This window comes from Streptomyces sp. NPDC101181 (genome assembly GCF_044767975.1).
Lineage (GTDB): Bacteria > Actinomycetota > Actinomycetes > Streptomycetales > Streptomycetaceae > Streptomyces.
Genome location: NZ_JBIWOX010000007.1, coordinates 121,451 through 145,072 on the forward strand (window position 1 = coordinate 121,451; position 23,622 = coordinate 145,072).

Below are 23,622 nucleotides of genomic sequence, written 5' to 3' on the forward strand. Positions count from 1 at the left end.
CAATACGTCGAAGGCCCCCGCAGCTTGCTGCGGGGGCCTTCGCGGTTCAGCGTGGGGGGCCGGTCTCCCCTCGGACCTGGATCAAGGCTTGCGTACCGCTCGTACGCCAAGCGGCGCCGGACCGTTCCAGAGCGTCCAGCGTCTTCTGCTCCAACCCCACCACCACGTCGGACTTCAGTGTGCGCAGCGCCGCGACCGCACCGGGGAAGTACGCCGTGCGGTGGGCAAACGGTGTCGTCGCGTCCCACGTCCGATCGCCCACCAGGCGGCGGTAGTTGAGGTCGCCCTTCAGGACCGTCACGGTGGCCGCCGCGAACTCCGCCCGCAAGTCCGCCGGCATCTCCTCGTACGGCAGCGGGGCGCAGAAGAACGGATGGGCCCGGATCTCCAGGCGCCCCGTCGCCATGGCGTCCCAGAGGCGGCTTCCGATGCGGCCCGCCTCGCCGGGTGCCTCCACCAGGCGGCGCAGGCAGTCGACCACGTCGGCCGTCATCGCGTCGGAGACGTAGTACGGGTAGGGCTTCACGTGGAGCACGATCCGCTCGGCATGGCGGTGGAGGAGCAGGTGGTCGATGAGGATCAGGTCCGGGATCAGCTCCCGCCCCGCGTTGTCCGCCACCACGGCGACCGTGGCGTCGGCTCCGGCGGGCAGGAGCTGCCAGAGCAGAGGGCTGTCGTCGGCGACCAGGTCATCGGCAGCGGTACCGGATGCCGTATCCCCCTCCGTGACGCGGAAGCCCAGGTCCGCTCGGTTGCCCCAGACCGAGGCGTGGAGCAGGGCCGTGGCTCGCTCGTCGGCCGGTACGTCGGCGAGCGCGTCCAGGGCGCGGAGTTCCTCGTCCACCGCCGTGCCGCGAAGCTCGGCCTGCTTGAAGGGGGCGAAGGGGTCGACGCCCCGCCACGGGCTCGTCCCGAAGTAGCCGGTGGCGCCGAGGAGCCTGCGGTAGAAGTAGCTCTCCGCCCACAGGAACGGGGCGTCGAACCACGATCGCCCGAAGAGTCCCCGCCCCCAGACCGACCACTGCTCATGGTCGGGCTCCGAGGGGGCGAGCGGTTCGATCACCCCGTTGTTGTTCTGCTCCAGCAGGGCGTCGAGTGCCTCGTGCTGGCGGGGGCCGTACGGGAAGGCCTCCCGTACCTGCTGGATCAACGCAGGATGGCGGTCGGCCAGGACGCCCCGGGCGAACGAGCCGGGCTCGTTGCTCAGGATGACCTGTGCGGACTGTTCAGCGGGCGGGCGTGGTCCGCTGCCGACGCCGTCATCCCTGCCCTGGGCCGTCTTCTCCGCCATGGTCCGGGCCTCTCGCTCGCCGCTCATGCGTCCTCGGCCTTCAGGGCCGTCAAGCGGGTGGCCACCGCCTCGGGCTCCGACGGTATGGGGGTGAGGCCGAAGTGCTCCACCAGTTCGGTCCGCAGGAACGCGGCGATCTCCGCCTGGTCCGCACCACGGCGGAGCCTCCCGAGGAGCGGCGCGAGCATGCAGTCGTACTCGTCGGACACCTCGTCGGCGACGCCGATCGGATCCCACTCGTTGAGGAGCCGCCGCAGGTTCTTCTCGGTCAGGCCGGTTCCGGTTCGCATGGGTGCAGGATGCCACCCGGGGCGAGCCCGGGCCGCTCGCCCGGTTCCGGCCGTACGGCGCGGTCGTCGGGCTACCGGCCGCGCTCGTCGCGCAGGCGGAGCGCGGAGACGAGGAAGAAGACGCCGCCGAGGAAGGCGTAACCGGCCAGGCTGGTCAGGGAGGCGCCGTCCTTGCCCGCCTGGGCGATGAAGGAGGCGCCGGCGAGCGTGGAGATGCCGCCGCTGGCGATCATCGCCCACTGGCCGCCGAGTTGGCGTCGCGCGATGCCGACGACGAGTTGGACGATGCCTGCCGTGATCGCCCAGGCACCCCAGACCCGCAGGACGGCGGGGATGCCGGAGGTGGCCGCGACGGCGAGGCCGATGCCGGTGAGGGCGCTGAGCGCGATGTTCGCGTACAGGGCGCGCGCCGGTCGGCTCGTCGATATCCGGGCGGCCCGGATATCGACGACCGCGCAGGCCATGTCGAACAAGGGATAGATCACCAGCAGCGTGACGGCGAGTGCGCCCAGCTTGTCGGCGGTCGCGAACAGCAGGGCGGCCCACACGGCAGCGAACGCGAAGCGCAGGAAGTACAGCTTGCGCAGGGTGGTGGGGACGCTGGTGGTGGGAGGGGTACCGACGAGGGTGTCCATGGAAGGTCCTTTCAGGAAAACCGAGTTCACAGCGGTCGGCTGGGCACCGGAGGCCCGCTACGGGAGAGGGAGAACGTTCGGTCTCATTCACCATGAGAAGGCAGCGAGGGCCGCCCTGTCAAGACCGAACGTTCTCCCTCATGCGTGCGGTAATCTGGCCGCATGAGCGAAGGCACGGGAAGGGGCAGCACGTCGGCGGCGCGGGCCCGGCTGCTCGACACGGCGACGAGGATCTTCTACGCGGAGGGCATCCACTCCGTCGGCGTCGACCGGATCATCGCGGAGGCGCAGGTCACCCGCGCCACGCTGTACCGGCACTTCACCGGCAAGGAAGAGCTCGTCCTCGCCTACCTCGACCAGGCCGATCGCGGGATGCGGTCGGGCGTCGAGGTCGCGCGGTCGCGTGAGGGTTCCGCGGCCGACGCGGTCCGGGCTGTCGCCCGGTTCATCACCGGAGGCATTCAGAGCCCTGGCTTCCGCGGCTGCGCCTTCCTCAACGCGGCGGCGGAGTACGCCGATCCCGCCCACCCCATCCACCAGGCCGTCCTGGCTCACCGCCAGTGGTTCCTGGAGACCGTCACCGAACTGCTGGCACAGGTTGGCGACCAGCCCGCCGATGGGGCCGGTCGGCACCTCGTCATGCTCCGCGACGGCGCCATGGCCGCGGGCTGCCTCTCCGACCCGAAGCCGATCGCCGAGACCTTCCTCCTGGGCGTCGAAGACATCCTGCGAGCACGCGGCGCCTGAATTCCTCCGGGTTCCCCGGCACGTCCCGCGCCGCGCACCGGGCGTGCGGCGCGGCCTCCTTCGCGTCCCGCATCCCCCGCCCCTGCTCTCACCGGGCGATACGTCGAGGGCCCCCGCAGCGAGTTGCGGGGGCCCTCGACGTTGTGCGGGCGTAGCCCGTCGGGCCGGTCAGGGGGTGGTCTCGGCCGGTTTTGCGTGGGCGAAGCCGCGGTGGTGCCAGACCAGGCCGCCGGCCGGGCTGCCCAGGCAGTCGGAGGCGGTGACCCGGCCCACCAGGATCGAATGGTCGCCCGCCTCGATGACCTCGTACCGGGTGCAGGTCAACCGCAGTGCGCAGTCCGCCAGTTGAGGTGCGTGGTGCGATGTCGGGCCGGAGGACAGGGGGACGTTCTCGAAGCGCTGGTCGGTCGGGCCGGCGAACCGCTTCGCCAGCGCCTCGTTCTCCGGGCCCAGCAGGTGGAGCGCGAAGGCGTCCGCGGAGACGAGCACGTCGTGGGTACGGGAGTTCCGGTCGAGGCAGACCAGGATGAGCGGCGGGTCCAGGGAGAGGGAGGACACCGCGCTGGCCGTCAGCCCCCGCGGGGTGCCCGTGGCGTCGTAGCAGGTCACCACCGTGACCGGAGCCGCGAGTGAGGCCATGGCGGAACGGAACTCGTCGGCCGCTATGTCGCCCGGCGCCATCCGGGCCGGGGCGGCGGGTCCGGTCGCCGGGGAGCCGCCCCGCGGTGCGGAGGCTCGTGGCGCCGAGGCGGGCCGGGCCGGGTGGGTCCTCGCGGACGCGGTGAGCAGGGAGCTGGCGTTCATCGGGTCGCTCCTTCCAGTTCGCGGGACCGCACAGGGGCCGGGGTCTCCTCCGTGGGGAGGACCGGGGCGGACGGGGAGTCGGCGTTCATCGGGTCGCCCCTTCGAGTTCGCGGGTCCGCTCGAGGGGCGGGGTGTCCTCTGCCGGGAGGTCCGAGGTCGCCGGGGGCGGGCCGGGTAGCCAGCGGCCCAGGGGTTCGCCCTGGGTGCCTCGCGCCAGGTCCCAGGCGACCTGGCCGCCGCGTACCACCGTGGTGAACCGGCCGGTGAACATCCAGCCCTCGTACGCCGACCAGCCGCACAGCGACTCGACGTGCGAGGCCGAGAGCTGCCAGCGGGCGGCCGGGTCCAGGAGGGCCAGGTCGGCGTCGGCGCCGACGGTCAGCCGGCCCTTGCCGGTCAGGCCGAACAGGTCCGCGGGGCCCGTCCCCATCAGCCGGGTCAGGTGGACGGCGGCGGCGTCGGGGTCGATGCCGCGCGCCAGCATGCCCGTCCAGACCGACACGGCGAGCTCCTGGACACCGGGGAGGCCGGGAGGCGCCTCGGCCGGGGGCCGGTTCTTCTCCTCGACGGTGTGCGGGGCGTGGTCGCTGCCGATGGTGGACGCCTCGCCGCTGAGTACGGCCTGCCAGAGCCGGTCCCGGTCGCGGGGGGCGCGGATCGCCGGGGAGAGCCGGGTGCGGGGGCCGCGCAGGGCGGTGTCGTGGTCGGTGAACGCGAGGTGGTGCCCGGTGACCTCGAAGCTGATCGGCAGCCCCTCGGCCGCGGCGGCCACGAGCAGGTCGGTCTCCTCGGCGGACGACACGTGCAGGATGTGCGTCTTCGTGCCGTACGTACGGACCAGTTGGACGACCTTGGCGACCGCGACGATCGCCCCGGAGCGCGGCCGGTGGGGCTCGTAGCCGTCGTACGAATCGGGGTCGCCGGTGTGGGAGTCGAGCAGGTCGAAGACGTGCTGGTCCTCGGCGTGCAGCACCAGGCGGACCCCGCCGCGCGCGGCGGCGGCGAACGCCGCCTCCAGCTGGTGCGCCTCGCGGAAGACCACGGGGGCGGTGTGGTGGCCCGCCATGAACGCCTTGGCGGAGGTCGCCACCTCCGGGGCGAGGCCGGCGAGCACTTCGGGGTGGTCGGGGTCCGCTCCCATGTGGAACCGGTGGTCCACGTAGGAACGGCCCGCGATCAGCGCCGCCTTCTCCCGCAGGGTCGCCTCGTCGAGCGACGGGGGGCGGGTGTTGGGCATGTCCATCACCGTCGTGACGCCGCCGGCGAGCGCGGCCCGGCTGCCGTTCTCCCAGGTCTCCTTGTGCTCCAGACCAGGGGTGCGGAAGTGCACGTGGGAGTCGATGAGGCCCGGCAGGACGTACCGGCCCGCGGCGCTCAGGCGGGGGCCGGCGGGCAGCGGGGCGCCGGGGGCGACGATCGCCGCGACGCGGCCGTCGCGGACGACGACGCTGCCCTCGGTCACCCCCTCGGGGGTGACCAGGCGGCCTCCCTCCACGACCAGGTCGGCCGGGGAGGAGTCGGCGGATATGCGGGAGGGGGAGTTCATCGGTTCCACGGCAGGCTCACCAGTTCCTTGCAGAGGTCGTTGGTCGGTCCCATCAGGGCGACGGCGCGGGCGTCCCGCCCGAACCGGTTGATCGGATGCGTCTCCACGTAGCCCGCCGATCCCAGGAAGCGGGCCACGTCCGCCACCACCCGCTCCGCCGCCGTCGAGGCGGCCAGCTTGGAGTGGAGCGTGGCCATCCCGGGGTCGGCGGCGGTGCGCCGGCCGGCCCGCTCCACCACCGCGCGGGCGGACTCCACCTCGGTGGCCAGGTCCACCAGGCGGTGCCGGACCGCCTGGTGGGCGTAGAGCCCCCGGCGCTCGGCGTGCGCGTGTGCGGCGTCGAGCGCGGCCTGGGCGACGCCCACGGCGACGGCACCGAGGGAGGCGCCGCTGTCGCGGACCCGGGCGATGATGGACGCCGCGACGCCCGTCGCACCGAGCCGTGCGGAGTCCGGCACGACGCACGCGCGCACCGAGACGAATCCGGTGGCGGAGCCGCGCATCCCGGTCAGCCGCATCGAGGTGTCGGGGACCAGTCCCGGGTGGTCGCCCGGGACCAGGAAGAACGTCTGCCCGGCCGCTCCGTACCCGGTGTCCCCGGAGGAGGCAGCAGCCGGGGTCTCCTCCGGCGTCTGGGCCAGGACGAGGTAGACGTCCGCGAGGCCCGCGCTGGTCGTGAAGGACTTGGCGCCGTCCAGGAGCCAGTCCCCCTCGGGCGTGCGGTCCGCCCGGGTCGCGAGGTTCTTCTTGTCGGCGCCGGCCCCGCTCTCCGACCAGGCGGAGGCGGCCAGCCAGCGGCCGTCGGCCAGCCTGGGCAGCACCTCCCGGTGCTGGGCGGGCGAGCCGTTCTCGACGATGCGGCTGGTCACGGCGCAGTGCTGGAAGAGCATGATCGCCGCCGAAGCGTTCACCGACGCGACCTGTTCCACACAGGTGTTGAGGGCCACCGCGTCGGCGCCGCCGCCGCCGTAGCACTTCGGGACGACCAGGGCCAGCAGACCGCTCTCGCGGAGCACCGCGACGGCTTCGCGGTCCGGCTCCCCGCCGAGGTCGGCCGCCTCGGCGCAGGCCGCCAGCCGCTCCAGGACCGGAGGGGTGGGCAGGAGCGGGGCGGGGCGGGCGGTGACGTCGCGGGCGGCGCGGCGGTGGCCGCCGGGGAACGGGTCGATGGCGAACGGGTCGGACAACGCCCCGGGGCGGATGTCGTCGCGTACGGCGGTCAGGCTGTCAGCGGAACCCACGGGTTCTCCTCGGATAGAGAGGTGGACGGGACGAGGCGGGGATCGGCGGAGGGGAGCGGGGCGTCGGCGGGGCGGGAGCGCGGCAGCAGTCCCCGGTACTCGACCTGCTTCTCGGCGACCGACACCCAGGCCAGCTCGCGCCGCCCGTCGGGGCCGGACGTCGAGTGGGCGGCCACCCGGACGCAGCCGCCCGGGGTGCGGACCTGGAGCAGCGCGTCGGGGTGCCGGGCCTCGCGGCCCGCCAGCGACCAGGGCACGGTGCCCGTGATGCCGGCGGCGGCTCCCAGGCAGATGGCGCCGGTCAGCGCGACCGTGGGGTGCCAGGAGGGAACCGACACGGCCCGTACGTACAGTCCGCCGCCGTCCTGCGGGAGCACGGCCGCGATCTTGGGGAAGGCCCCGAAGGTGTCCCAGCCCTGCGAGGCGCAGACCGCGATCCGCAGCCGGGTCATGGTGTCGAACAGGGCCGGGTCGTCGCCGAACAGGGCGTCCGGCCCGTCGACGCCGAGCTGCGTCGCGTCGACGAAGGCGTACGGATTGCCCATCGACACCAGCGAGACGGGCACGGTCCGCCCCTCGAAGGGGACGTACGTCACCGGCTCGCCCGTCATCAGCAGCTCGGGCAGCTCCAGCGGCGGCGAGCACAGGAAGTGCGCCGTGAACCGGGTGCCGTCGCCGAAGGTCTCCTCGGCCTCGCACACCACGTTGTCACCGTTGTTGAGGACGTTGACCCGCACCCGGCACCCCGGCACCAGCGGCTGGATCATGCCGGTGCGGGCGGCCGCCTCGACGGCGGCCAGGATCGAGTGGCCGCAGGAGCCGCGGAGGTCGAAGCTGTCGTGGCTCTGCGGCAGGGACTGCACGAAGCGGTAGTCCAGGTCGAAGAGCGGGTGCCGGGAGGGGCGCACGATGGCGTTCTTGAGTACGTCGGCCGAGCCCTGCCGGGTCAGGTCGGCCCGCAGGTCGGTCAGCGCGTCCAGCAGCTGGGGGTCGGACTCGGGGAGGTCGCGGCCGTCCAGCACCGCGGTGGGGCAGGGGGCGCCCGTCGCCTTGACCAGGGAGACGATCATCCGGCCATCACCGCCAGTTCGCGGGTCCCCCGGCGCGCGCCGGTGGACGGGCCGAAGAACTCAACTCGCCACATCTGGTGCGACATGAGGGCCCACAGGGCCAGCGAGGTGCCGTCGGACGGGCGGGCCTCCTGCTCGGCGAACAGGGCGTCGACCACCTCGTACCGCAGTCGCCCGTCGGCGCGCAGGGCCTGCGGGGACAGGACGTCGCGGGCCATCGCCCACAGCCGCTGCCCGGGGGCCAGCATCGCGGTGATCGGCAGGGTGAAGGGCTGCTTGGGCCGGTTCAGGACGCTGTCGGGCAGGAGGCCCTCGGCCGCCCGGTACAGCGCGCGCTTGACGCCGACACCGGGAACCGTGCGGTGCTGGTCGGGCAGGGACGCCGCGAAGCGCACCACGCTGGGCTGGCAGAACGGGAGCCGGGCCTCCACCGAACTGGCCATTGACAGGTGGTCGACGCGGCGGAGGTGGTAAGCGGGCAGCCGGTAGCGCTGCTCGATCCGGGTGATGCGCTGGAGCCTGCTGCCCTCGCCGTGGGCGAGGATGTCGGTGAGGCCGGGCGGCAGCGGGGACGCGCCGGGCGCCAGGACGCGGGCTGCGTACTCGGGGGTGTACAGCTGCCGGCGCAGGGACTGGGGCACCGCGGCCAGGTGGTCGAGGTAGGGGCCCGCCCAGTCGGCGCCCTCGGGCGCGGCGAGCGCCTGGGTCATGCGGCTGTATCCGCCGAAGAGTTCGTCGGCCGCGTCCCCGGTGAGGGCCACCTTGAACCCGGCGTCGCGGACCGCCCGGAACAGCGAGAAGGTGGAGAGGGTGATCGGGTCGGCGTTGGGCTGGCCGAGGTGGCGTACGACGTCGCCCATCAGGTCCGGGAAGGTGGCCGGGTCGATCTCCACCTGGTGGTGCACCGTGCCGGTGTGCCGGGACACCTCCGAGGCGAAGGCCCGCTCGTCACCGGGCCAGTTGCCGGTGTAGGCGATGTTGAACGTGTGCAGCGCATCGCTGGAGCCCCGCTCGAACAGGATGCGGGCCGCGAGCGCGGTGACCAGGCTGGAGTCGAGTCCGCCGGAGGTGATGGCCGCGACCGGCGCGTCGGCGATCAGCAGCCGGGAGACCTCGCGGGACAGCAGCTCGCGCAGCGACGCGCCGGCCCGGGACAGGCTCCGCGCCTCGTCGACCGGCGGAGCCGTCTCGTACCCCATGCGGCGGGAGGTGAGGCGCAGCCCGTCCTCGCGGGTGACGACCGCGGTGGTGGCGGGCGGCAGGACGTCGATGCCCTCGAACATGGTCCGCTGGCCGAAGGGCGTCTTGGCCGACAGGTAGGTGTGCAGGCCCAGTTCGTCCTCGTAGGGGCGCACACCGTCGAAGCCGAGGAGGGCGGGCAGTTCGGAGGCGAAGTGGAACTGGCCGCCGCGCTCCTCCCAGTGGTAGTAGAGCGGCTTCATGCCGGAGGCGTCGGTGGCGATCACCAGGCGCGGCGAGCGCCGCAGGTCCATCACGGCGACGGAGAACATGCCGTCGAGGTGCTCGGCGAACCGGTCCCCGTACGTCAGGTAGAGCGCGGGGAGGATCGATCCGTCGCAGCGGTCGTCGAAGTGGAAGCCCTGGCGCATGAGTTCGGTGCGCAGCCGGTCGTGGTTGTAGATCTCACCGTTGAAGACGACGGTGATGTCGCCGAGGCGGTAGGGCTGGTCCCCGCCCTCGGGGTCCATGATCGAGAGCCGGTTGTTGCCGAGGGCCCAGCCGGACTGCCGGGCGAAGGACTGGGCGTCGGGGCCGCCGTGGTGCTGGAGTCCGGCGACCCGGCGCATCTCGTCGTCGGTGGTGCGGGCGTGGAAGGATCCGTGGATTCGGCACATGACTCAGATCACCTGACGTCGGAGGAGAGGCCGGCGGCGGAATAGAGCGCCGGGTCGTAGGGGCTGGGGCCCCCACAGGTCACGAAGCGCCGGGCGTCGGGCCCGGTGTGCGGGTTGCGGGCGCCGTGCAGAACACCCGGCGCGGCGTACAGGACGTCACCGGCGGCGACGTCGAACCAGCGGTCGCGCAGGTACATCTGGCCGATGCCTTCGAAGGCGATGAACGCCTCGTCGCTGTCGGGGTGCAGATGGACGTTGAAGGTCTGGCCCGGCTGCTGGATGCCGCAGTGCAGACAGAGCTGGCTGCTGCCGTTGCCGGGCCAGAAGACGAAGTTCATGGTGGCGCGGTCGCCGTCGGGAGCGATCTGGCCGGTGCCGCCGAAGCCGCGCAGCTGGGTCGTCTCGTCCCAGAGCGTGGAGAACGGCTCGGGGTCGGTCCCGGGCCGGCGGCCCGGCGTGAGGGGCGTGCGCCAGATGTAGACGGTGAGGACGTCCTCGACGGCCGTGAGGCTCAGGGCCTGGCCCGTGGGGGCGTACGCGGCGTGGGACCGCTCCACGCTCCGGCTCCGGGAGCCCACCGTGGCCGTTCCCCGGCCGTCGAAGACGACCGCGGTGTTCTCCTCCTCGATGCTCGACTCGGGGCTGAAGGTCTCGCCCGGAGCGATACGGACGACATGCAGCGTGACGTGGGTGGAGCCGACGGCGGGGCTCACCGGAGTGGCGACCTCGGTGAGCCGGCCGGCCAGCGGGGCGAAGAAGAAGTCCCCGGCGGAGATGATCCGAGCGTCCCCGAGGGAGGGAGCGCTGGGAGACGGCGAGGTGGTGGTGCGCGTCATGCGAGTTGCTCCTTGAGGAGGGAGGGGAGGGCAGGGCAGGGGGCTGGAAGGGCAGAGGGGGGAGGGAGAGAGGGGTGACGCCGGGGGCCGTAGAGCCGGGTGGCCTGATGGCGCCCTGTGAAGAAAGACTCGCGCCGAGCGGTCCCGTCGCCCTCCCGCCTCGCTACCGGGGCCGGGGAGGTGGCCGGGAACCGATCCGTAATCCGGCCACTTCGGGGAGGACCGGCCGCACGGCGTCCCGGCGGCACGGCGGCCGCGTGGCTGGGCGATCCGGGGCGGGGCCGGGAGGGCGGCCGCGGTGGGTTCCGCTGCTGGGAGGACCGGCGGCACGGCAACGAGCCGGGGCCGGCGCGGACCCTGGGAAGGGTGTCCGCGCCGGCCCCGGCTCGGTGAGACCTGGCTGCGCTGTGGCGGTTTCCTGCGAGGTGGCTGTTCAGTGCCGTGCTGTGGCTGTTGTGCGCCGCGCTGTGGCTGTTGCGGGCCGCTGTGACTGCTGCGGGCCGCGCTGTGGCCGCTCCTCGCCGCTGTTCGTGCCGCAGCCGCAGCCGCGTCGTGCTGTTTTCGCTGTGCTGTTCCCGCTGTGGCTGGGACCGGTCCAGGCGTGGCTGTGCCGGTCCGTCGTACGGCGGTGCTACGGGCGGCTCTTCTCCGGGACGCGGTCGGGGGCGACCGGTGACGTCGGCTCGGGCTTCCCGGCCCGGGTCAGGGACGAGATCCGGCCTTCCGCGAGGGCGAGCGCGGCGATGACGAGGACGCCGCCCACCGGTACGTTCCAGGACAGCGGTTCGCCCAGCGCGAGCACGCCGACGACCACGGAGAACACCGGTACGAGGTAGTTCACGCCGGAAGCGGTGGTCGGACCGGCGTCCGCGATCAGGCGGTTGAGCAGCGCGAAGGCGATACCGGTGGAGGCCGCGCCGAGGACCAGGAGGGCGAGCAGCGGCTTGGCGGTGAGGTCGCCGTGCAGGCTCCAGCCGGTCACGAACGTGGTGAGCACCAGGGTGATGACCGAGGCCATGCCCAGCTGGGCCGCGGTCACGGAGAGCGCGGGCAGCTTGTGGGGGCCGATGAAGCGGCGGATGTACACGAAGCTCACGGCGTAGCTCGCGGCGGCCCCGACGCAGGCCAGCTGGCCGCCGATCGAGCCGAAGCCGTCGGTGTTCCACGGACCCACCACGATGATCAGCCCGACGAACCCGCCGACCAGGCCGATCACCTTGCGGCGCGTCGGCTTCTCCTCGGAGAGCGCGAGAGCGGCGACGCCCATGGTGATGAGCGGGGTGGCGCCCTGGATCACGCCCGCGATGGTCGCGGTGGTGTGCTGCTCGCCGATGGCGAAGAGCGTGAAGGGGATGACGTTGCCGAAGACGGAGGCTACGGCGATGTGGCCCCACAGCGGGCGCCCCGGCAGGTGAAGGCGCTTCACGGCGAGGATGGCGAGGACGACGAGCGCGCCGACCACGAGTCGTCCGGAGGCGAGTTGCAGGGGCGCGAACGCCTCCAGCGACATCTTGATGAAGGCGAAGCTGCAGCCCCAGAGAGCGGCCAGCAGACCGAAGCGGCCCCAGTTGGCGAGGTTCATGAGGTGATCTCCTCGGAAGAGGTGGGAGGAACGGGGAAGGTGAGGACGGGCACGGGCTGGAGTACGGGGAGGGAGAGGACGTCGGGGAGGTCGGAGACGTAAACGGGGTCGGGGACGGGGACGGCGGGGAGAGCGGGGAGTACGGGAGGGCCACCGGCGGGGCCGGTCGGAGCCGCCGGGCTGAGCCGCCGGTCAGTCGTGGTGGTGCGGAGCGGAGTGCGCCCCGTCGGGACCGTGGTGATGGTGGTGGTCGGGACCGTGGTGGTGATGGTGGTCGGGGCCGTCGCCGTGCGTGTGCTGGTGCGGGTGGTCGTGATCGGTGTCGGGGGCGTCGACCTCGAACTGGTCGTACTTCTCCATCAGCGCGACCATCTCCTCGCGGGAGGGACGGTTTCCGTCGGCGAGCAGGGCGGCCAGGCCCTCGAAGTAGCCCTCGCGGTGTTCGGCCGGGGTGAAGAGGATCAGCATCTCCACGAGCGAGTCGCTCTCGTTGCGGAAGCCGTGCACCGCGTTCTCCGGCACGTGCAGGAAGTCCCCGGCACGGGCGGTGCGCCAGCCGGTGCCGTCGTGGAGCCGGACCTCGCCCGACAGGACGTAGAAGGACTCGGAGATCTTGGAGTGGTAGTGCGGGTCCGCCCCGCCGGCCCCCGGCAGCATCGAGTGGTGGAAGAGCCCGAAGCGCCCGTCGGTGGTCTCCGCGAGGGCTATGAACCGGGTGGTCGTGGCAGTGCCGATCTCGGCCTTCACCGCGTCCGCGTAGGCCCGGAACATCGCGTGGCTCATGCCTGGTCCTCCCACATGCTCAGGTAGCGCTCGCCGGTGTCCGGCAGGAGGGTCACCACGATGCCGTCGGAGAGCTCCGGCCTGCGGGCGACGCGCTCACTGGCGTACACGGCGGCGCCGGACGAGACGCCGGTGAACAGGCCCTGACCGGTCGCCAGCCGCCGCGCGGTGAGCAGGGCGTCCTCGTCGGAGACCGTCACCACCTCGTCGATGAGGGAGACGTCGGTCGTGTCGGCCACGAAGCCGCCGTTGAGCCCGGGGATACGGTGCTGGCCCGCGTATCCCTGGGACAGGACCGGCGACTTCTCCGGCTCGACCGCTATCACGCGGACGTCCGGATCGTGCTCCTTGAGGGCGCGGGCGACACCGGTGAGGGTGCCGCCGGTGCCCACCCCGCAGACGAAGGCCGCGACGCGGCGGCCGAGGGAGGACACGGCCGCCTGGATCTCCGGCCCCGTGGTCTCGTAGTGGGCTCGTACGTTGTCGAGGTTCTCGTGCTGGCAGGGGAACCAGGAGCCCGGGGTGGCCGCGTGCAGCCGCTCGGCCTCGGCGATCGCCCCCGGGTAGCCGAGCGAGCTCGGCGTCTGGACGATCTCGGCCCCGAACGCGCGCAGCAGCCTGACCCGTTCGGCGGTGGCGTTGTCCGGGAGGACGATCACGCAGCGGTAGCCGCGGGAGGCGGCGAACGCGGCCAGGGAGATCCCGGTGTTCCCGGAGGTCGCCTCGATCACGGTGCCGCCGGGCCGGAGCGCGCCGCGCTCCTCGGCCGCTCGCAGCATGTACAGGGCGGCGCGGTCCTTGCTGGAGGACATCGGGTTGGCGGACTCCAGCTTCGCCAGCACCCGGGCGCCGGGCGCCAGATCGCGCAGCCGCAGTTCCAGCAGCGGTGTGGCTCCGACGAGGTCCTCGATCCGTGAGGCGACGGCGGGGCGGGCGGGGGCGACCGAGGTGAGCGGGGCGTTGACGGTGGTGGTCATGGCTGCATCTCTCGCAATCGGGGAAGTCGGGGGCGGGAAGCCTCGGGTGTCACCGGGAACCGGTGCAGGAGTGTCACCAGGAACCGGCGGAGGGCCATCACCGGGGACCGGCGGAAGGCCGTCACCGAGACCGGGCGGAGGGCCGTCGCGGGGGACCGGCGGAGGGCCGTGAGCGGCGACCGGCGGGAGGCGGTCACCAGGAACCCGCGGAGGCGATGACGGTGAAGACGTCCTCCATCAGCTGCGGCCGACGGCCGGGTTCCTTGATGACGGCGGTGGGCGCGAGCACCCGGGCACCGCCCGGGACGTCCTTGTTGACCAGGGCCTGGGCGCCGATGACCGCCCGGTCCCCCACGGTCACCGGGCCGAGGACGGTGGCGTTGGCGCCGAGGATGACGCCGCTGCCGACGACGGGGTGGCGGCGGTCGCCCTCGGGCCGCTTGTTGTCGCTCCACCAGCCGACGGCGCCCAGGGTGACCTGGTGGTACATGGTCACGTCGTCACCGACGACGGCGGTCTCCCCGATCACGACCCCGGCGCCGTGGTCGATGAAGACCCGGCGGCCCAGGACGGCCCCGGGGTGGATCTCGACCGCCGTCACCCGGCGGGCCCAGCGGGCCAGCAGCCTGGCCGGGATGCGCAGGCCGCGGCCGTGCAGGCGGTGGGCGACACGGTGCGCCCACAGCGCGGTGAGCGCGGGGTGCAGGATCGCTTCCTTCCCGCCCCGTACGGAGGGGTCGCGGGCCACGACGACGGAGAGGTCCTCGCGCAGCGCGGCGAGCAGACGGGGGGTGGGGGAGGCGGGGGTGGCCGCCGGCCCCCCGGACCCGCCGGCGGACGCGGAGGCGGTGCCGGGTGCGGGACCGAGGGCCGGACGCGATTCCGGTTTCGTCGAACTGAGCAGGCTCATCGTGGCTCCAGGGGCGGGGTGGGCCTCATGACTGGTGCAGAGACTGCCCGGTGGGCTTCCCGCCCGAGTCCCGCCGCGTTCCCACCCGGCGGGAGCGTCCCGGGCTGTGCGGAACGAGAGGGGAACGGGCCGGGAAACATTCAGGAACGGTCCGGCCCACACTCGCCTGAGCACCACGCGACCGTCCGGCCGGACAGCCGGCCCGGTTCCGCGTCGGCGGCCACCGCGGTCCCGCGCCGCTCCCCACCTCGCCCCGAACCGAAGGAGTCCTCCCGTGCCTGTGATTTCCGTTGACTGGTGGAAAGGGAACGATCGTGCCCAGCGCCAGGAACTGGTCGAGGAACTGACCGCTTGTGTGTCCCGGATAGCCGGATGTCCCGAAGAGGCCGTCACCGTGATCGTGCGGGACGTGGAGACCGACCACTGGGGGAAGGGCGGCGTGCTCGCCGACGCCCTCCTCGCGGACGCCGTCTCCCGGCCCGGCCCGCAGGACACCGGAGGACAGCGGCCATGACGGCATCGGCCGGATCCGGCACCGCCGATCCCCGGCGTCTCCTCCTCGTCGCGCCGTCACCCGAACTGGCGGTGGCGGCGACGGAGGCCGGCTTCCATGTCGTCACCCTCGCGGACACGGCCGGATTCACGGACGAGGAGCTTCGCGCGCACCTCAGGAAGACCGTGCTCACCCACCGGGTGGGCCGGATGGTGGCCTGCGGGGAGGCGAGCTCCCACCCCGCCGTGCTGGAGACCGCCGAGGAACTGGGCGTCTCACCGAACCCCGCCTCCGCCGCCCGGCTGCTCGCGGACGCCGTCGAGGTCAGAAACCTGCTGAACCTCAGCGGCCCCCAGTGGCAGGCGCTGGCCCTGCCGGACGAGCCGGAGCACAGGCCGCCGCTGTGCGATGTCGGGTACGGGGTGGAGACCCTCACGGTGGAGGGGATGCACCGGGTCACCGGCATCGTGGAGTTCCGCTCCGGCGACGGGAGCTTCCGCGACGCGATTCCCGGCGGCGGAGGTCCTGGAGACGGACGTTCCGGCGACGGGAGTCCCGGTGAAAGGGGTTCCGGCGGCGGAGGTCCCGGTGGCGGGCGTTTCAGCGACCGGGGGGAACCCGGCGCGGAGGCCGGGCCGGACCGGGCGGCCGGAACCGCCACGGCACCCCGGGGCGCCGGTCTCGCCGTCCACACCTTCCCCGCCCCGATCACCGGCGCGGAGGAAGCGGAGATCAGGGCCCTGGCCACGGGCCTCCTGGACCTGGTCGGTTACGAGTTCGGGTACGCGTTCATCCGCGTCGCGCGCACCGGACACGGGCCACGGGTCGTGGACGCGGTTCCACAGCAGGCGAGTTGGCCCGTCTCCCGGCTGATCGAGCTCACCACGGGCCTGGTCGCGGAACGGGAACTGGTCCACGCCCTGTCGGGCAAGCCGCTGAAGGCCGCGATGCCGGTGGGGTGTGCCGCCGCCGTCCCGATGTCCGATCCGCCCGGAGCACCCGGGCGGATCGCGGCACCCGCGGACGTGCGGGAGGCGCGGGACGGGTACGTCGTCCTCACCGCGCTCACACCCGCCGAACTCGCCTCCCGCACCGCCGCCCTGCTCGGCTGTCCCACCTGACCCGCATCCGCTCGATCCACCCGGACCCGCTCGACGGAGGGGCCCACCGCTGTCGCCGGTGGGCCCTTTCGTGTACGTGTTCCCCCCGCCGCGCCGACCAGGAAATGAGCCTCCCACGCCTGTGTACAGGGGTTTCCTGCCGCGTTCCCGGTCGGCGTCCGGGAGTCGGTAGCGGAAGTGGAACGACCGGGGAGCAGCGCCCGCGAAAGTCATTCCCGTCAGCAGGAACGTCCCGGCAAGACCACTCCAGAAGGCGGTAGATCATGCGGAACTCGGTGTCGACGATGGTGGGAATCCTTACGGCCGCCGTGCTCATGGCCGGAGGCGCCGCCACCTCCGCGGCGGCGGCGGACGATGGTCTCTCCGCCCTGTCGGCCACCGCACGCTCCGCTGTCCTCGGCGGATCGGACACCGGCGAGGGCCCGAACATCGTGGCCGCGGGATCGGACACCGGCGAGGGGCCGAACATCGTGGCCACGCGGTCCGACACCGGCGAGGGCCCGAACCTGACCACCGCCTCGGACGGCGAAGGCCCCAACGTACGCCCCGCCTCGGACGGCGAGGGCCCCAACGTGCCCCCGGCTTCCGGTGGCGAGGGCCCCAACGCGACCGCCGCCTCGGACGGCGAAGGCCCGAACCTGACCCCCGCCTCCGGCGGCGAGGGCCCCAACCTGGTCTGAGCCACTTCCCTCTCCGAGCGCTCTCGTCGCCTCACGGCGGCGAGAGCGCTCTCATGTCCGCCGAGGAACCGGAAGTACCGGAAGAACTAGAAGGCCCGGAAGAGCCGGCAGCACCGGAAGAACCTGTTCGCGGCGGCCCCGCGGGCACCGCGTCGGCCGGACGCGGCCGCCTCACGCGGCCCGGGACGTCGGTATCCCCATGGCGTCGAAGGCCTCGCGGGCCGACTCCCGGTGGGTCGAGGCCGCTTCCCGCTCGCCCATCTGCTCCAGGGCGTCGGCCATGCCGGCCATTGCGCGGGCCTCCTCGACGCGGTAACCGATGCGTGAGGCCGCGTCGCGGGCCCGCGCGTGGAGCTCGAAGGCCGGTGCGTACCGGCCGTTACGGGTGTGGAACCGGCCGATGATGTTGTGGACGGCGGCCTCGCGCATGGGGACGCCGCTCAGGTCGCCCAGGTGGAGCGCCGACTCCCCCCACTCCGTGGCCTGGGCGCTCTCGCCGAGCCGGTCGGCGACCTCGGCGGACAGGGCGAGCACCAGCGACAGGTCGGCGGGTGACATGACCTCCCCCGCCAGCTTGCGGGCGCGGGCCAGGAGGTCCGAGGCCGCGTCGATCTCGCCCAGGCCGATTCTCGCCACGGCCAGATCGGTCAGCCCCTCGACCTCCTTGTCGACCGAACCGATGGAGCGGGAGAGGGTGACGGAGCGGGTGGCCGCCTCCACCGCCTCGGGATAGCGCCCCCATTCGGCGTACAGGCTGCTGAGGTTGGTCAGGGACTCGGCCTCGGCACGCTCCGCGCCCAGCTGCCGCTTGATCTCGATGGACTGCTGGAGCCGTGGCAGCGCCTCGTCGTACCGTCCCAGGGTGCTGAGCAGCAGCCCGAGGACACCGGTGTCCTTCGCTTCGCCCCGGCGGTCGTCGAGACCGATGGCCAGGGCCAGTGCCTCCTCCGACATGGCGATGCCCTCGGTGAGGTGACCGAGTTTCCAGCAGGCCACGGCGAGGTTGGAGAGGCTGAGCCGCAGCAGAGCGGCGTCGTCGAGCCGGCGGGTGGCGGCCACCGCGATCCGGCCCAGCTCCCGGAACTCCTCCAGCCGCCCGCGCAGATCGAGCGGGAAGACAACGTTGGCGGCCAGCAGCCCCACGTGCCGGTCCATCTCCCAGCGGTAGGCCAGGGAGACGACGGCCAGCAGCGAGTCCTGTTCGCGCTCCAGCCAGTCGCGGGCCTGCTCGACGGTCTCCAGCGGCGGAAGCTCGGCCGTCGGCGTCGGGGGCCCGGAGCGCTCCACCCGGGCCCGCCCGGGGAACAGCAGGTCACAGGCGGCGTCGGTCGCGGCCAGGGCGAAGTCGAGCAGCCGTCCCACGGCGCGCACGATCTCGTCGTCCCCGTCCGCCGCGGCGTGCTGCTCCCCGCCGGCCTCCGGCTGTCTGCGGGTGCCGCCGCCGCGCGCGAGGTTCTGCGCGAAGCTGCGGACGAGGTCGTGGAAGGCGTAGCGGCCGGTCTCGTGCTGCTGGAGGAGGTGCATGTCCAGGAGGTATTCCAGGACCTCCTCCGCCTCCCGGGCGCTGATCCCGAGCAGGGCTCCGGCGGCGTAGGTGTCGATCTCGGACCCCGGGTGCTGGCCCAGGAGCCGGAACGCCTCGCGGGTCTCGGCGGCCAGGCCCTCGTAGGACAGCCGCAGCGTGACTTCGACGCTGCGTTCGCCCGAGTTGAGTTCGGCCAGCCGGTGGGCGTCGTCCCGGAGCCGGTTGACGAGGTAACGCACGGTCCAGCGCGGGCGCTTGCGCAACCGGGCCGCCGCGATCCGCAGGGCGAGCGGAAGGTGGCCGCAGAGCTCCGTGAGCTGGGCGACGGCCTCGGGCTCGTTCTGCGCTCGCGTCCGGCCCAGTACGCCCTCGACGAGGGCGACGCTGTCGCTCGGCGGCATGACCCCCAGGGACACCGTGTGGGCCGCGTCGAGATCCACGAGCAGCGCCCGGCTCGTGACGAGGACCAGGGTCTCGGTCGGGGAGGTGAGAAGCGGTCTGACCTGCGAATCGTCCATGGCGTTGTCGAGCAGCAGGATCATCCGGTGGGTGCTCATCGTGCGCCGCCACAGGGCGATGCGGCCCTCCGCGTCGTCGGGGATGCGGTCACCGGGGACACCGAGCATCCGCAGCAGGGCCTCGGCCGCCGCGCCGGCGCTCAGCGGGCGGCCGTTGGGGGTGAATCCGCGCAGGTCGATGTAGAGCTGGGCGTCGGGGTAGTTCTCGGCGAGCTGGTGTGCCGCGCGCACGGCCAGGGACGTCTTGCCGCTTCCGCCCATGCCGTCGATGGCGACGATCAGCGGTCCGGAGCCCGGGGCCTCCTCCACGAACCCGAGCAGTTCGCTGACTTCCGCCTCCCGTCCGGTGAAGTCGCGCAGGTCGTACGGGAGGGTGGAGGGCTTGTCCTCCGGGGTGAAGGGGACGGCGGCGGGCAGTTGTGGAGGAGCGAGTTCCGGACTGTTGCGGAGCACCGCGTTGTGCAGCTCCGAGAGCGCGTCGCCGGGGCCGATGCCGAGTTCGTCGATCAGGTAGTCCCGGACCTTGGCGAACTCCTCCAGCGCGTCGGCCTGTCGTCCGGAACGGAAGAGGGCGAGCATGAGCTGGCCACGCAGAGTTTCCCGCAGCGGATGCGCATCGATGAATTCGCGTAATTCCCCGATGATCTCGCTTCCTTCGCCGCTCGCGAGCCGCAGGTCGAAAAGCTGCTCCACCGCGGTGAGGCGGCGTTCCTCCAGGGCGGCGGAGGCCGCGGACAGAACCGATCCGCCGGTGCCCGAGAGCAAAGGCCCCCGCCATAGCGCCAGCGCCTCGCGAAGAGTCGTCATGGCATAGGCGCTCTGTCCGGCGACAGCGGCTTCCCTGGCTTGTTTTAATCCCTCGGTGAATCGGCCGAGGTCCACCTGGGTCGGCGCGGTGAGGGCCCGGTATCCGGGTCCCTCGGTCACGATCAGATCCCGTCCGCCGGGAATGCGCTGCCGTAACTCCGCGACGGCCTTGCGCACTTGATGGGCGGCGGTGGCGGGGGCGTTCTCGTCCCAGGCGGCTTCCACCAGCCGAAAGACCGGGAGGACGCGCTGAGGTTCGAGCAGGAGTGTGACAAGCACTTTTTCATGCACCGGTCCGCCGACCCGGATTCGGTCGTTGCCGTCCCAGCATTCGAACGAGCCCAGAATCCGGAACTGCACTCCATGGGTGTCCGCGACCTCGTTCACGATGCTTCCTCCTCCGGCGGCCGCGGAAGGGGTTTCCGCCACCCCCCACGCATAGCCGACGCTCCGCGTTCCTGCCGTCCAGATGAGTCTCCGGCATCCATCTCATCAGGGCTTCGCGTCAGGCGGCAAGACGGCCCCGGAACGTACCGCTCCCTGGAACGCCGCGCCCGGCGTGTTCGATTAGCCGTCACGACCGGACCCGCTTCGGCAAAACGCCCGAACGGACCGTCGGCCGCAGACGAATGTGCCCGACCGGGCGGTGCCGCGAGGGCTCTGCTTTCGGACAACCCGAGCCGATCGGAAGGCCGGAGACAACCCGGGAATCCGGGTTCGCATCTCACAGGCCGGACACAGCGTCGCCACCGGTGAGTTGGGGTCGTGCTGCTCGTCCACGTTCCATCGCGCACTCGGAGACCGGAAGTACGAGGAATGATGACCAGACTCCCGCAGGGCCGCACCAACCGCCTCATCCGCCCCTCGATCGCCGTCGCCGCGGCGGTCGCCGTGACGGCGGGTGTCGTGGCCGCCGCGCCCGACGCCAGGACGGCCGAGCCCTCGCCGAAGCTCAGCCTGATCGCCGCGTCCCCCTCGGTGACGCTCGACTCCTGGAAGGACGACCCCGGGGTCTATCTGGACCTCGGGACCTATCTGACCTCGGAGAACGGTGCCTTCGAGCTCCGGGTGACCCGTAAGTCGTACAAGGACCCGGTCGTCGCCGCACAGGTGCTCCGGACGGGGAAGAAGACCACGGTCAAGGCGCTGCCCGCCGGACTCGTGAAGGACTTCTCCGGACTCCCCGACTTCGCGCAGATCTCCGTCACCGACGCGGCCGGCAAGACCGTGCTGAAGCAGACGGAGGCCTTCTGCCCCAACAACGCCTCCGGGCGGGTCCGGCCGGACGCGCCCGCCAACTCGAAGTATCCGCAGAGCTGTCCGGTGAACCCCTTCACCCTCGGCTCGGTGTGGGGCGTCGAGAACGGCTGGGCGTCCAACACCTACGCCGGCTACTACGCCGAGCCCGCCCAGCTGGCCGCCGGGACCTACACCGCGACGATCTCCGTGACGAAGAAGTACCGCGACCTCTTCGGCATCGCGAACAAGCCGCAGAAGGTCAAGGTCACCGTCCGCGAGCTCAGTGGGGAGGAAGCGGGCGCGGGCTCCGCGCCCCGCGGCGCCGCCCCCAGGACCGCCGGGTCCGCCGCCGCGCACGGCAAGCACGGACAGCACGCGGACGACGCGGCGCACAGCGGGCACGGCGGCCACGCCGGGCACGGGCAGGCCCCGGGAGCTCCCGCCGCCCGCACCGGGAACGCCTCCGCCCATGCCGCGCACGGTGCCCCCGCCCGCCCCGAGGCCCCCGCCGGCCGGACGACCGGCGCCGCCCCCACCTTCAACGTCGGCCACGGGCCCTACCCGCCCGCCCCGCCCGCGCTGCCCTGGGCGCTGAAGAAGGAGTCGCTCCAGCGGCAGTCCTTCGCGGCCGCCCGGGTCGGCGACCGCCCCGGGCAGACCGACGGGTCGCGCCAGGCGCCCGGTGAGCGGCCCGCGGCGAAGCGGCCCTCCGGCAAGGCCTCCGTACCCGACGTGCCCAAGCCCGACCTGCGCTCGCTGCCCGCCTACGGCATCACCGTGAGCGACGGTTACGAGGACGTGCCCGGCAAGGACTACCTCGCCTTCAGCGCCAACGTGTGGAACGCCGGCCCGGCCAAGCTCGTCGTGGACGGCTTCCGCTCCCCGGGCAAGAAGCTGATGGACGCCTACCAGTACTTCTACGACGCCCAGGGCAAGCAGGTCGGCTACGCCCCGACCGGGACCATGGAGTGGGACCCGCGTCCGGGCCACGAGCACTGGCACTTCACCGACTTCGCCAGCTACCGGCTGCTGAAGGCCGACAAGAAGGAGGCCGTGCGCAGCGGCAAGGAGGCCTTCTGCCTGGCCAACACGGACGCGGTCGACTACACGGTCAAGAACGCCAACTGGCACCCCGGCAACACCGATCTGTCCACCGCGTGCGGCCAGGAGAACTCCATCTCCGTCCGCGAGGTGCTCGACGTGGGCTCCGGCGACACCTACACCCAGGACCTGCCCGGCCAGTCCTTCGACATCACGGACCTGCCGAACGGCACGTACTACATCCAGGTCCTCGCCAACCCGGAGAACCGCCTGAAGGAGACCGACCACAAGAACAACAGCGCGCTGCGCAAGGTCGTCCTCGGCGGCAAGAAGGGCGCCCGCACCGTGAAGGTCCCCGCGCACGACCTGGTGAACGCCAACTAGTGCGCGTCAGACAGGCGTTGATCCGTCTCGCCTCCCCCGTGTGATCCGTCGGCCCCGGGACGTCCTCCCGGGGCCGACGGCGTGCGCGCCGCCTCAGCCGAGCGCCTCCACCGCCGCGCGCACCGCCCCCGGCCGCGCCAGGAAGTCCGTGCTGTCCGCCCACTGGTCCACGCCCCCGGTCAGCGGCAGACCCCGCAGTTCCGGCTCGGTGACGGTGCGGGCCAGCGCGTGGGCGAAGCGTTCGGCGTGCAGCACCTGGAACGGGCGGCTGTGGTACGGCCGCCGCGCCGGGTCCACCTCCTCGGTGAGGCCCGTGCGGTTCTGCGCCGCGGCCACCCGCCCGTACGCGTCGCAGAGGTGCCGCTCGCGGGTCGCGTAGTCGTCGGCGGTGACGGCTCCCCGCAACGAGGGCAGCAGGTCACCCGCCACGGCCAGCCGGGCGAACGCGCTCCCCAGCCACTTGCCGTACGGGGCGTACTCCCGCTCCAGGAGCAGGCACAGGCGCATCAGGTCGCGCACCAGCCGTCCCGCGACGACCGCCGATCCCAGGTCGTCCCCCACCTCGGCGCAGCGCCCGACGAACGCCTCCTCCTGGGAGATCCGCTGCCACTGGCAGGCCAGCAGATAGCGCCACACCTGGTCCGGGTACCAGGCCAGTTCCCGCCGTGCCCGGGTCAGCGTGCCGACCCCGTCGTGGAACACCGCGCCGCCCGTCACCTCCGCCAGTCTCTGCTGCGGCATGGCCAGCCAGTCGCGGACCGTGGGTTGCGGGATGTCCCCGGCAGCGCCGGGCAGGCGGAGGCCGAGCTGGTCGTGCAGCCAGCCGCCGGCCTCGCGCACCGCGACCCGGTGGTCGACCGGGCCGTCGGTCGGCTCCATGTGCCCGACCGGGTCCGACGGGCCGGCGTGCCGGAAGTGTGTCGGCCAGCCGCGTACGTGCTTGGGCAGCCGCTCGGCGAGCAGGCGGTGGATCCGCTCCCCGTACGCCTCCGCATCCGCCCGTTCCAGGAACAGATCCAGGCGCGGGCCCCAGTCATGGTCCGCCGACCGGGCCGTGTCGAAGCCGAGCACCTCGGAGCCCGGACCGACCCGGGCCGCGGCGTACCGCAGCCCGGGGAGCTCCGCTTCGAGGATCGGGCGCACCGCCTCCTCATAGAGGATCCGGGACAGTTCGAGGCCGGGCAGGAAGGCGCGGGCGGGGGTCGTCATGCGCCCACTGTGCTGGGCGGGGGCCGCCGGGGCCATC

At 72.8% G+C, this 23,622-nt stretch carries 20 protein-coding genes; 5 read left to right on the forward strand and 15 right to left on the reverse strand.

Translation table 11 applies throughout. The features are described 5' to 3' along the window. Positions 1-46: 46 nt before the first annotated feature. From ACIRRU_RS13135 to ACIRRU_RS13145, 3 genes are all read right to left on the reverse strand, one after another. Entirely contained in the window at positions 47-1,318 is a 1,272-nt protein-coding gene (locus ACIRRU_RS13135) for a damage-control phosphatase ARMT1 family protein (RefSeq protein ID WP_403679322.1), read from the reverse strand. Next, positions 1,315-1,581, reverse strand: a complete 267-nt coding sequence (locus ACIRRU_RS13140) for a hypothetical protein (RefSeq protein WP_403679324.1) — start codon at positions 1,579-1,581, stop codon at positions 1,315-1,317. The genes ACIRRU_RS13135 and ACIRRU_RS13140 overlap by 4 nt, the downstream gene beginning before the upstream one ends. A gap of 71 nt (positions 1,582-1,652) precedes the next feature. Then, the gene (locus ACIRRU_RS13145) at positions 1,653-2,216 is read right to left on the reverse strand and encodes a hypothetical protein (RefSeq protein WP_403679327.1); all 564 of its coding nucleotides are present in this window, start codon (positions 2,214-2,216) and stop codon (positions 1,653-1,655) included. A gap of 162 nt (positions 2,217-2,378) precedes the next feature. Between ACIRRU_RS13145 and ACIRRU_RS13150 the strand changes: the two genes are divergently transcribed. Then, positions 2,379-2,963, forward strand: coding sequence for a TetR/AcrR family transcriptional regulator (locus ACIRRU_RS13150; RefSeq protein ID WP_403679330.1), 585 nt, complete (start codon positions 2,379-2,381; stop codon positions 2,961-2,963). A 168-nt stretch (positions 2,964-3,131) separates the two neighbouring features. On the opposite strand, the gene ACIRRU_RS13155 is transcribed toward ACIRRU_RS13150, so the two are convergent. The 10 genes from ACIRRU_RS13155 to epsC form a co-directional block, all read right to left on the reverse strand. Continuing rightward, on the reverse strand, positions 3,132-3,767 hold the full coding sequence (locus ACIRRU_RS13155; protein WP_403679333.1) for a flavin reductase family protein: 636 nt from the start codon (positions 3,765-3,767) through the stop codon (positions 3,132-3,134). Positions 3,768-3,852: 85 nt separating this feature from the next. Next, on the reverse strand, positions 3,853-5,313 hold the full coding sequence (locus tag ACIRRU_RS13160; RefSeq protein ID WP_403679336.1) for a dihydroorotase family protein: 1,461 nt from the start codon (positions 5,311-5,313) through the stop codon (positions 3,853-3,855). Further along, positions 5,310-6,554 (reverse strand): acyl-CoA dehydrogenase family protein, encoded by a 1,245-nt coding sequence (locus tag ACIRRU_RS13165; RefSeq protein ID WP_403679339.1) that lies wholly within the window; start codon positions 6,552-6,554, stop codon positions 5,310-5,312. The genes ACIRRU_RS13160 and ACIRRU_RS13165 overlap by 4 nt, the downstream gene beginning before the upstream one ends. Beyond that, positions 6,533-7,624 carry a PrpF domain-containing protein gene (locus ACIRRU_RS13170; protein ID WP_363203009.1) on the reverse strand — a complete coding sequence of 364 codons (1,092 nt, stop codon included), beginning with the start codon at positions 7,622-7,624 and terminating at the stop codon, positions 6,533-6,535. The genes ACIRRU_RS13165 and ACIRRU_RS13170 overlap by 22 nt, the downstream gene beginning before the upstream one ends. Next, positions 7,621-9,480, reverse strand: coding sequence for an asparagine synthase (glutamine-hydrolyzing) (gene asnB / locus ACIRRU_RS13175; RefSeq protein ID WP_403679342.1), 1,860 nt, complete (start codon positions 9,478-9,480; stop codon positions 7,621-7,623). Before asnB ends, ACIRRU_RS13170 begins: the two co-directional genes overlap by 4 nt. An 8-nt stretch (positions 9,481-9,488) precedes the next feature. Continuing rightward, a complete protein-coding gene (locus tag ACIRRU_RS13180; RefSeq protein ID WP_403679345.1) occupies positions 9,489-10,316 on the reverse strand; it encodes a cupin domain-containing protein in 828 nt (275 codons plus the stop codon). Between the two features lie 631 nt (positions 10,317-10,947). Next, entirely contained in the window at positions 10,948-11,898 is a 951-nt protein-coding gene (locus ACIRRU_RS13185) for a DMT family transporter (RefSeq protein ID WP_403679346.1), read from the reverse strand. 192 nt (positions 11,899-12,090) lie between these two features. After that, on the reverse strand, positions 12,091-12,681 hold the full coding sequence (locus tag ACIRRU_RS13190; protein ID WP_363203005.1) for a cupin domain-containing protein: 591 nt from the start codon (positions 12,679-12,681) through the stop codon (positions 12,091-12,093). After that, positions 12,678-13,658, reverse strand: a complete 981-nt coding sequence (locus ACIRRU_RS13195; protein ID WP_363203004.1) for a cysteine synthase family protein — start codon at positions 13,656-13,658, stop codon at positions 12,678-12,680. Before ACIRRU_RS13195 ends, ACIRRU_RS13190 begins: the two co-directional genes overlap by 4 nt. A 193-nt stretch (positions 13,659-13,851) precedes the next feature. Further along, positions 13,852-14,568: a serine O-acetyltransferase EpsC gene (epsC, locus tag ACIRRU_RS13200; RefSeq protein WP_363203003.1), complete on the reverse strand. Its 717-nt coding sequence runs from the start codon at positions 14,566-14,568 to the stop codon at positions 13,852-13,854. A 274-nt stretch (positions 14,569-14,842) separates the two neighbouring features. Between epsC and ACIRRU_RS13205 the strand changes: the two genes are divergently transcribed. The 3 genes from ACIRRU_RS13205 to ACIRRU_RS13215 all read left to right on the forward strand — a co-directional run bounded on the left by ACIRRU_RS13205 (position 14,843) and on the right by ACIRRU_RS13215 (position 16,862). Continuing rightward, on the forward strand, positions 14,843-15,082 hold the full coding sequence (locus ACIRRU_RS13205) for a 4-oxalocrotonate tautomerase family protein (protein WP_403679350.1): 240 nt from the start codon (positions 14,843-14,845) through the stop codon (positions 15,080-15,082). Then, on the forward strand, positions 15,079-16,182 hold the full coding sequence (locus tag ACIRRU_RS13210; protein ID WP_403679353.1) for a hypothetical protein: 1,104 nt from the start codon (positions 15,079-15,081) through the stop codon (positions 16,180-16,182). The genes ACIRRU_RS13205 and ACIRRU_RS13210 overlap by 4 nt, the downstream gene beginning before the upstream one ends. A 263-nt stretch (positions 16,183-16,445) precedes the next feature. Further along, complete coding sequence (locus ACIRRU_RS13215; protein WP_403679356.1) at positions 16,446-16,862, forward strand: hypothetical protein; 417 nt, start codon at positions 16,446-16,448, stop codon at positions 16,860-16,862. A gap of 171 nt (positions 16,863-17,033) precedes the next feature. Here ACIRRU_RS13215 and ACIRRU_RS13220 read toward each other — a convergent pair whose 3' ends face one another. Next, the gene (locus ACIRRU_RS13220) at positions 17,034-20,099 is read right to left on the reverse strand and encodes an AfsR/SARP family transcriptional regulator (protein WP_403679358.1); all 3,066 of its coding nucleotides are present in this window, start codon (positions 20,097-20,099) and stop codon (positions 17,034-17,036) included. A 429-nt stretch (positions 20,100-20,528) separates the two neighbouring features. On the opposite strand from ACIRRU_RS13220, the gene ACIRRU_RS13225 reads away from it, so the two are divergent. After that, entirely contained in the window at positions 20,529-22,376 is a 1,848-nt protein-coding gene (locus ACIRRU_RS13225; RefSeq protein WP_403679361.1) for a lysyl oxidase family protein, read from the forward strand. A 93-nt stretch (positions 22,377-22,469) separates the two neighbouring features. On the opposite strand, the gene ACIRRU_RS13230 is transcribed toward ACIRRU_RS13225, so the two are convergent. Beyond that, the gene (locus ACIRRU_RS13230) at positions 22,470-23,585 is read right to left on the reverse strand and encodes a DUF4037 domain-containing protein (RefSeq protein ID WP_403679364.1); all 1,116 of its coding nucleotides are present in this window, start codon (positions 23,583-23,585) and stop codon (positions 22,470-22,472) included. Positions 23,586-23,622 lie beyond the last annotated feature (37 nt).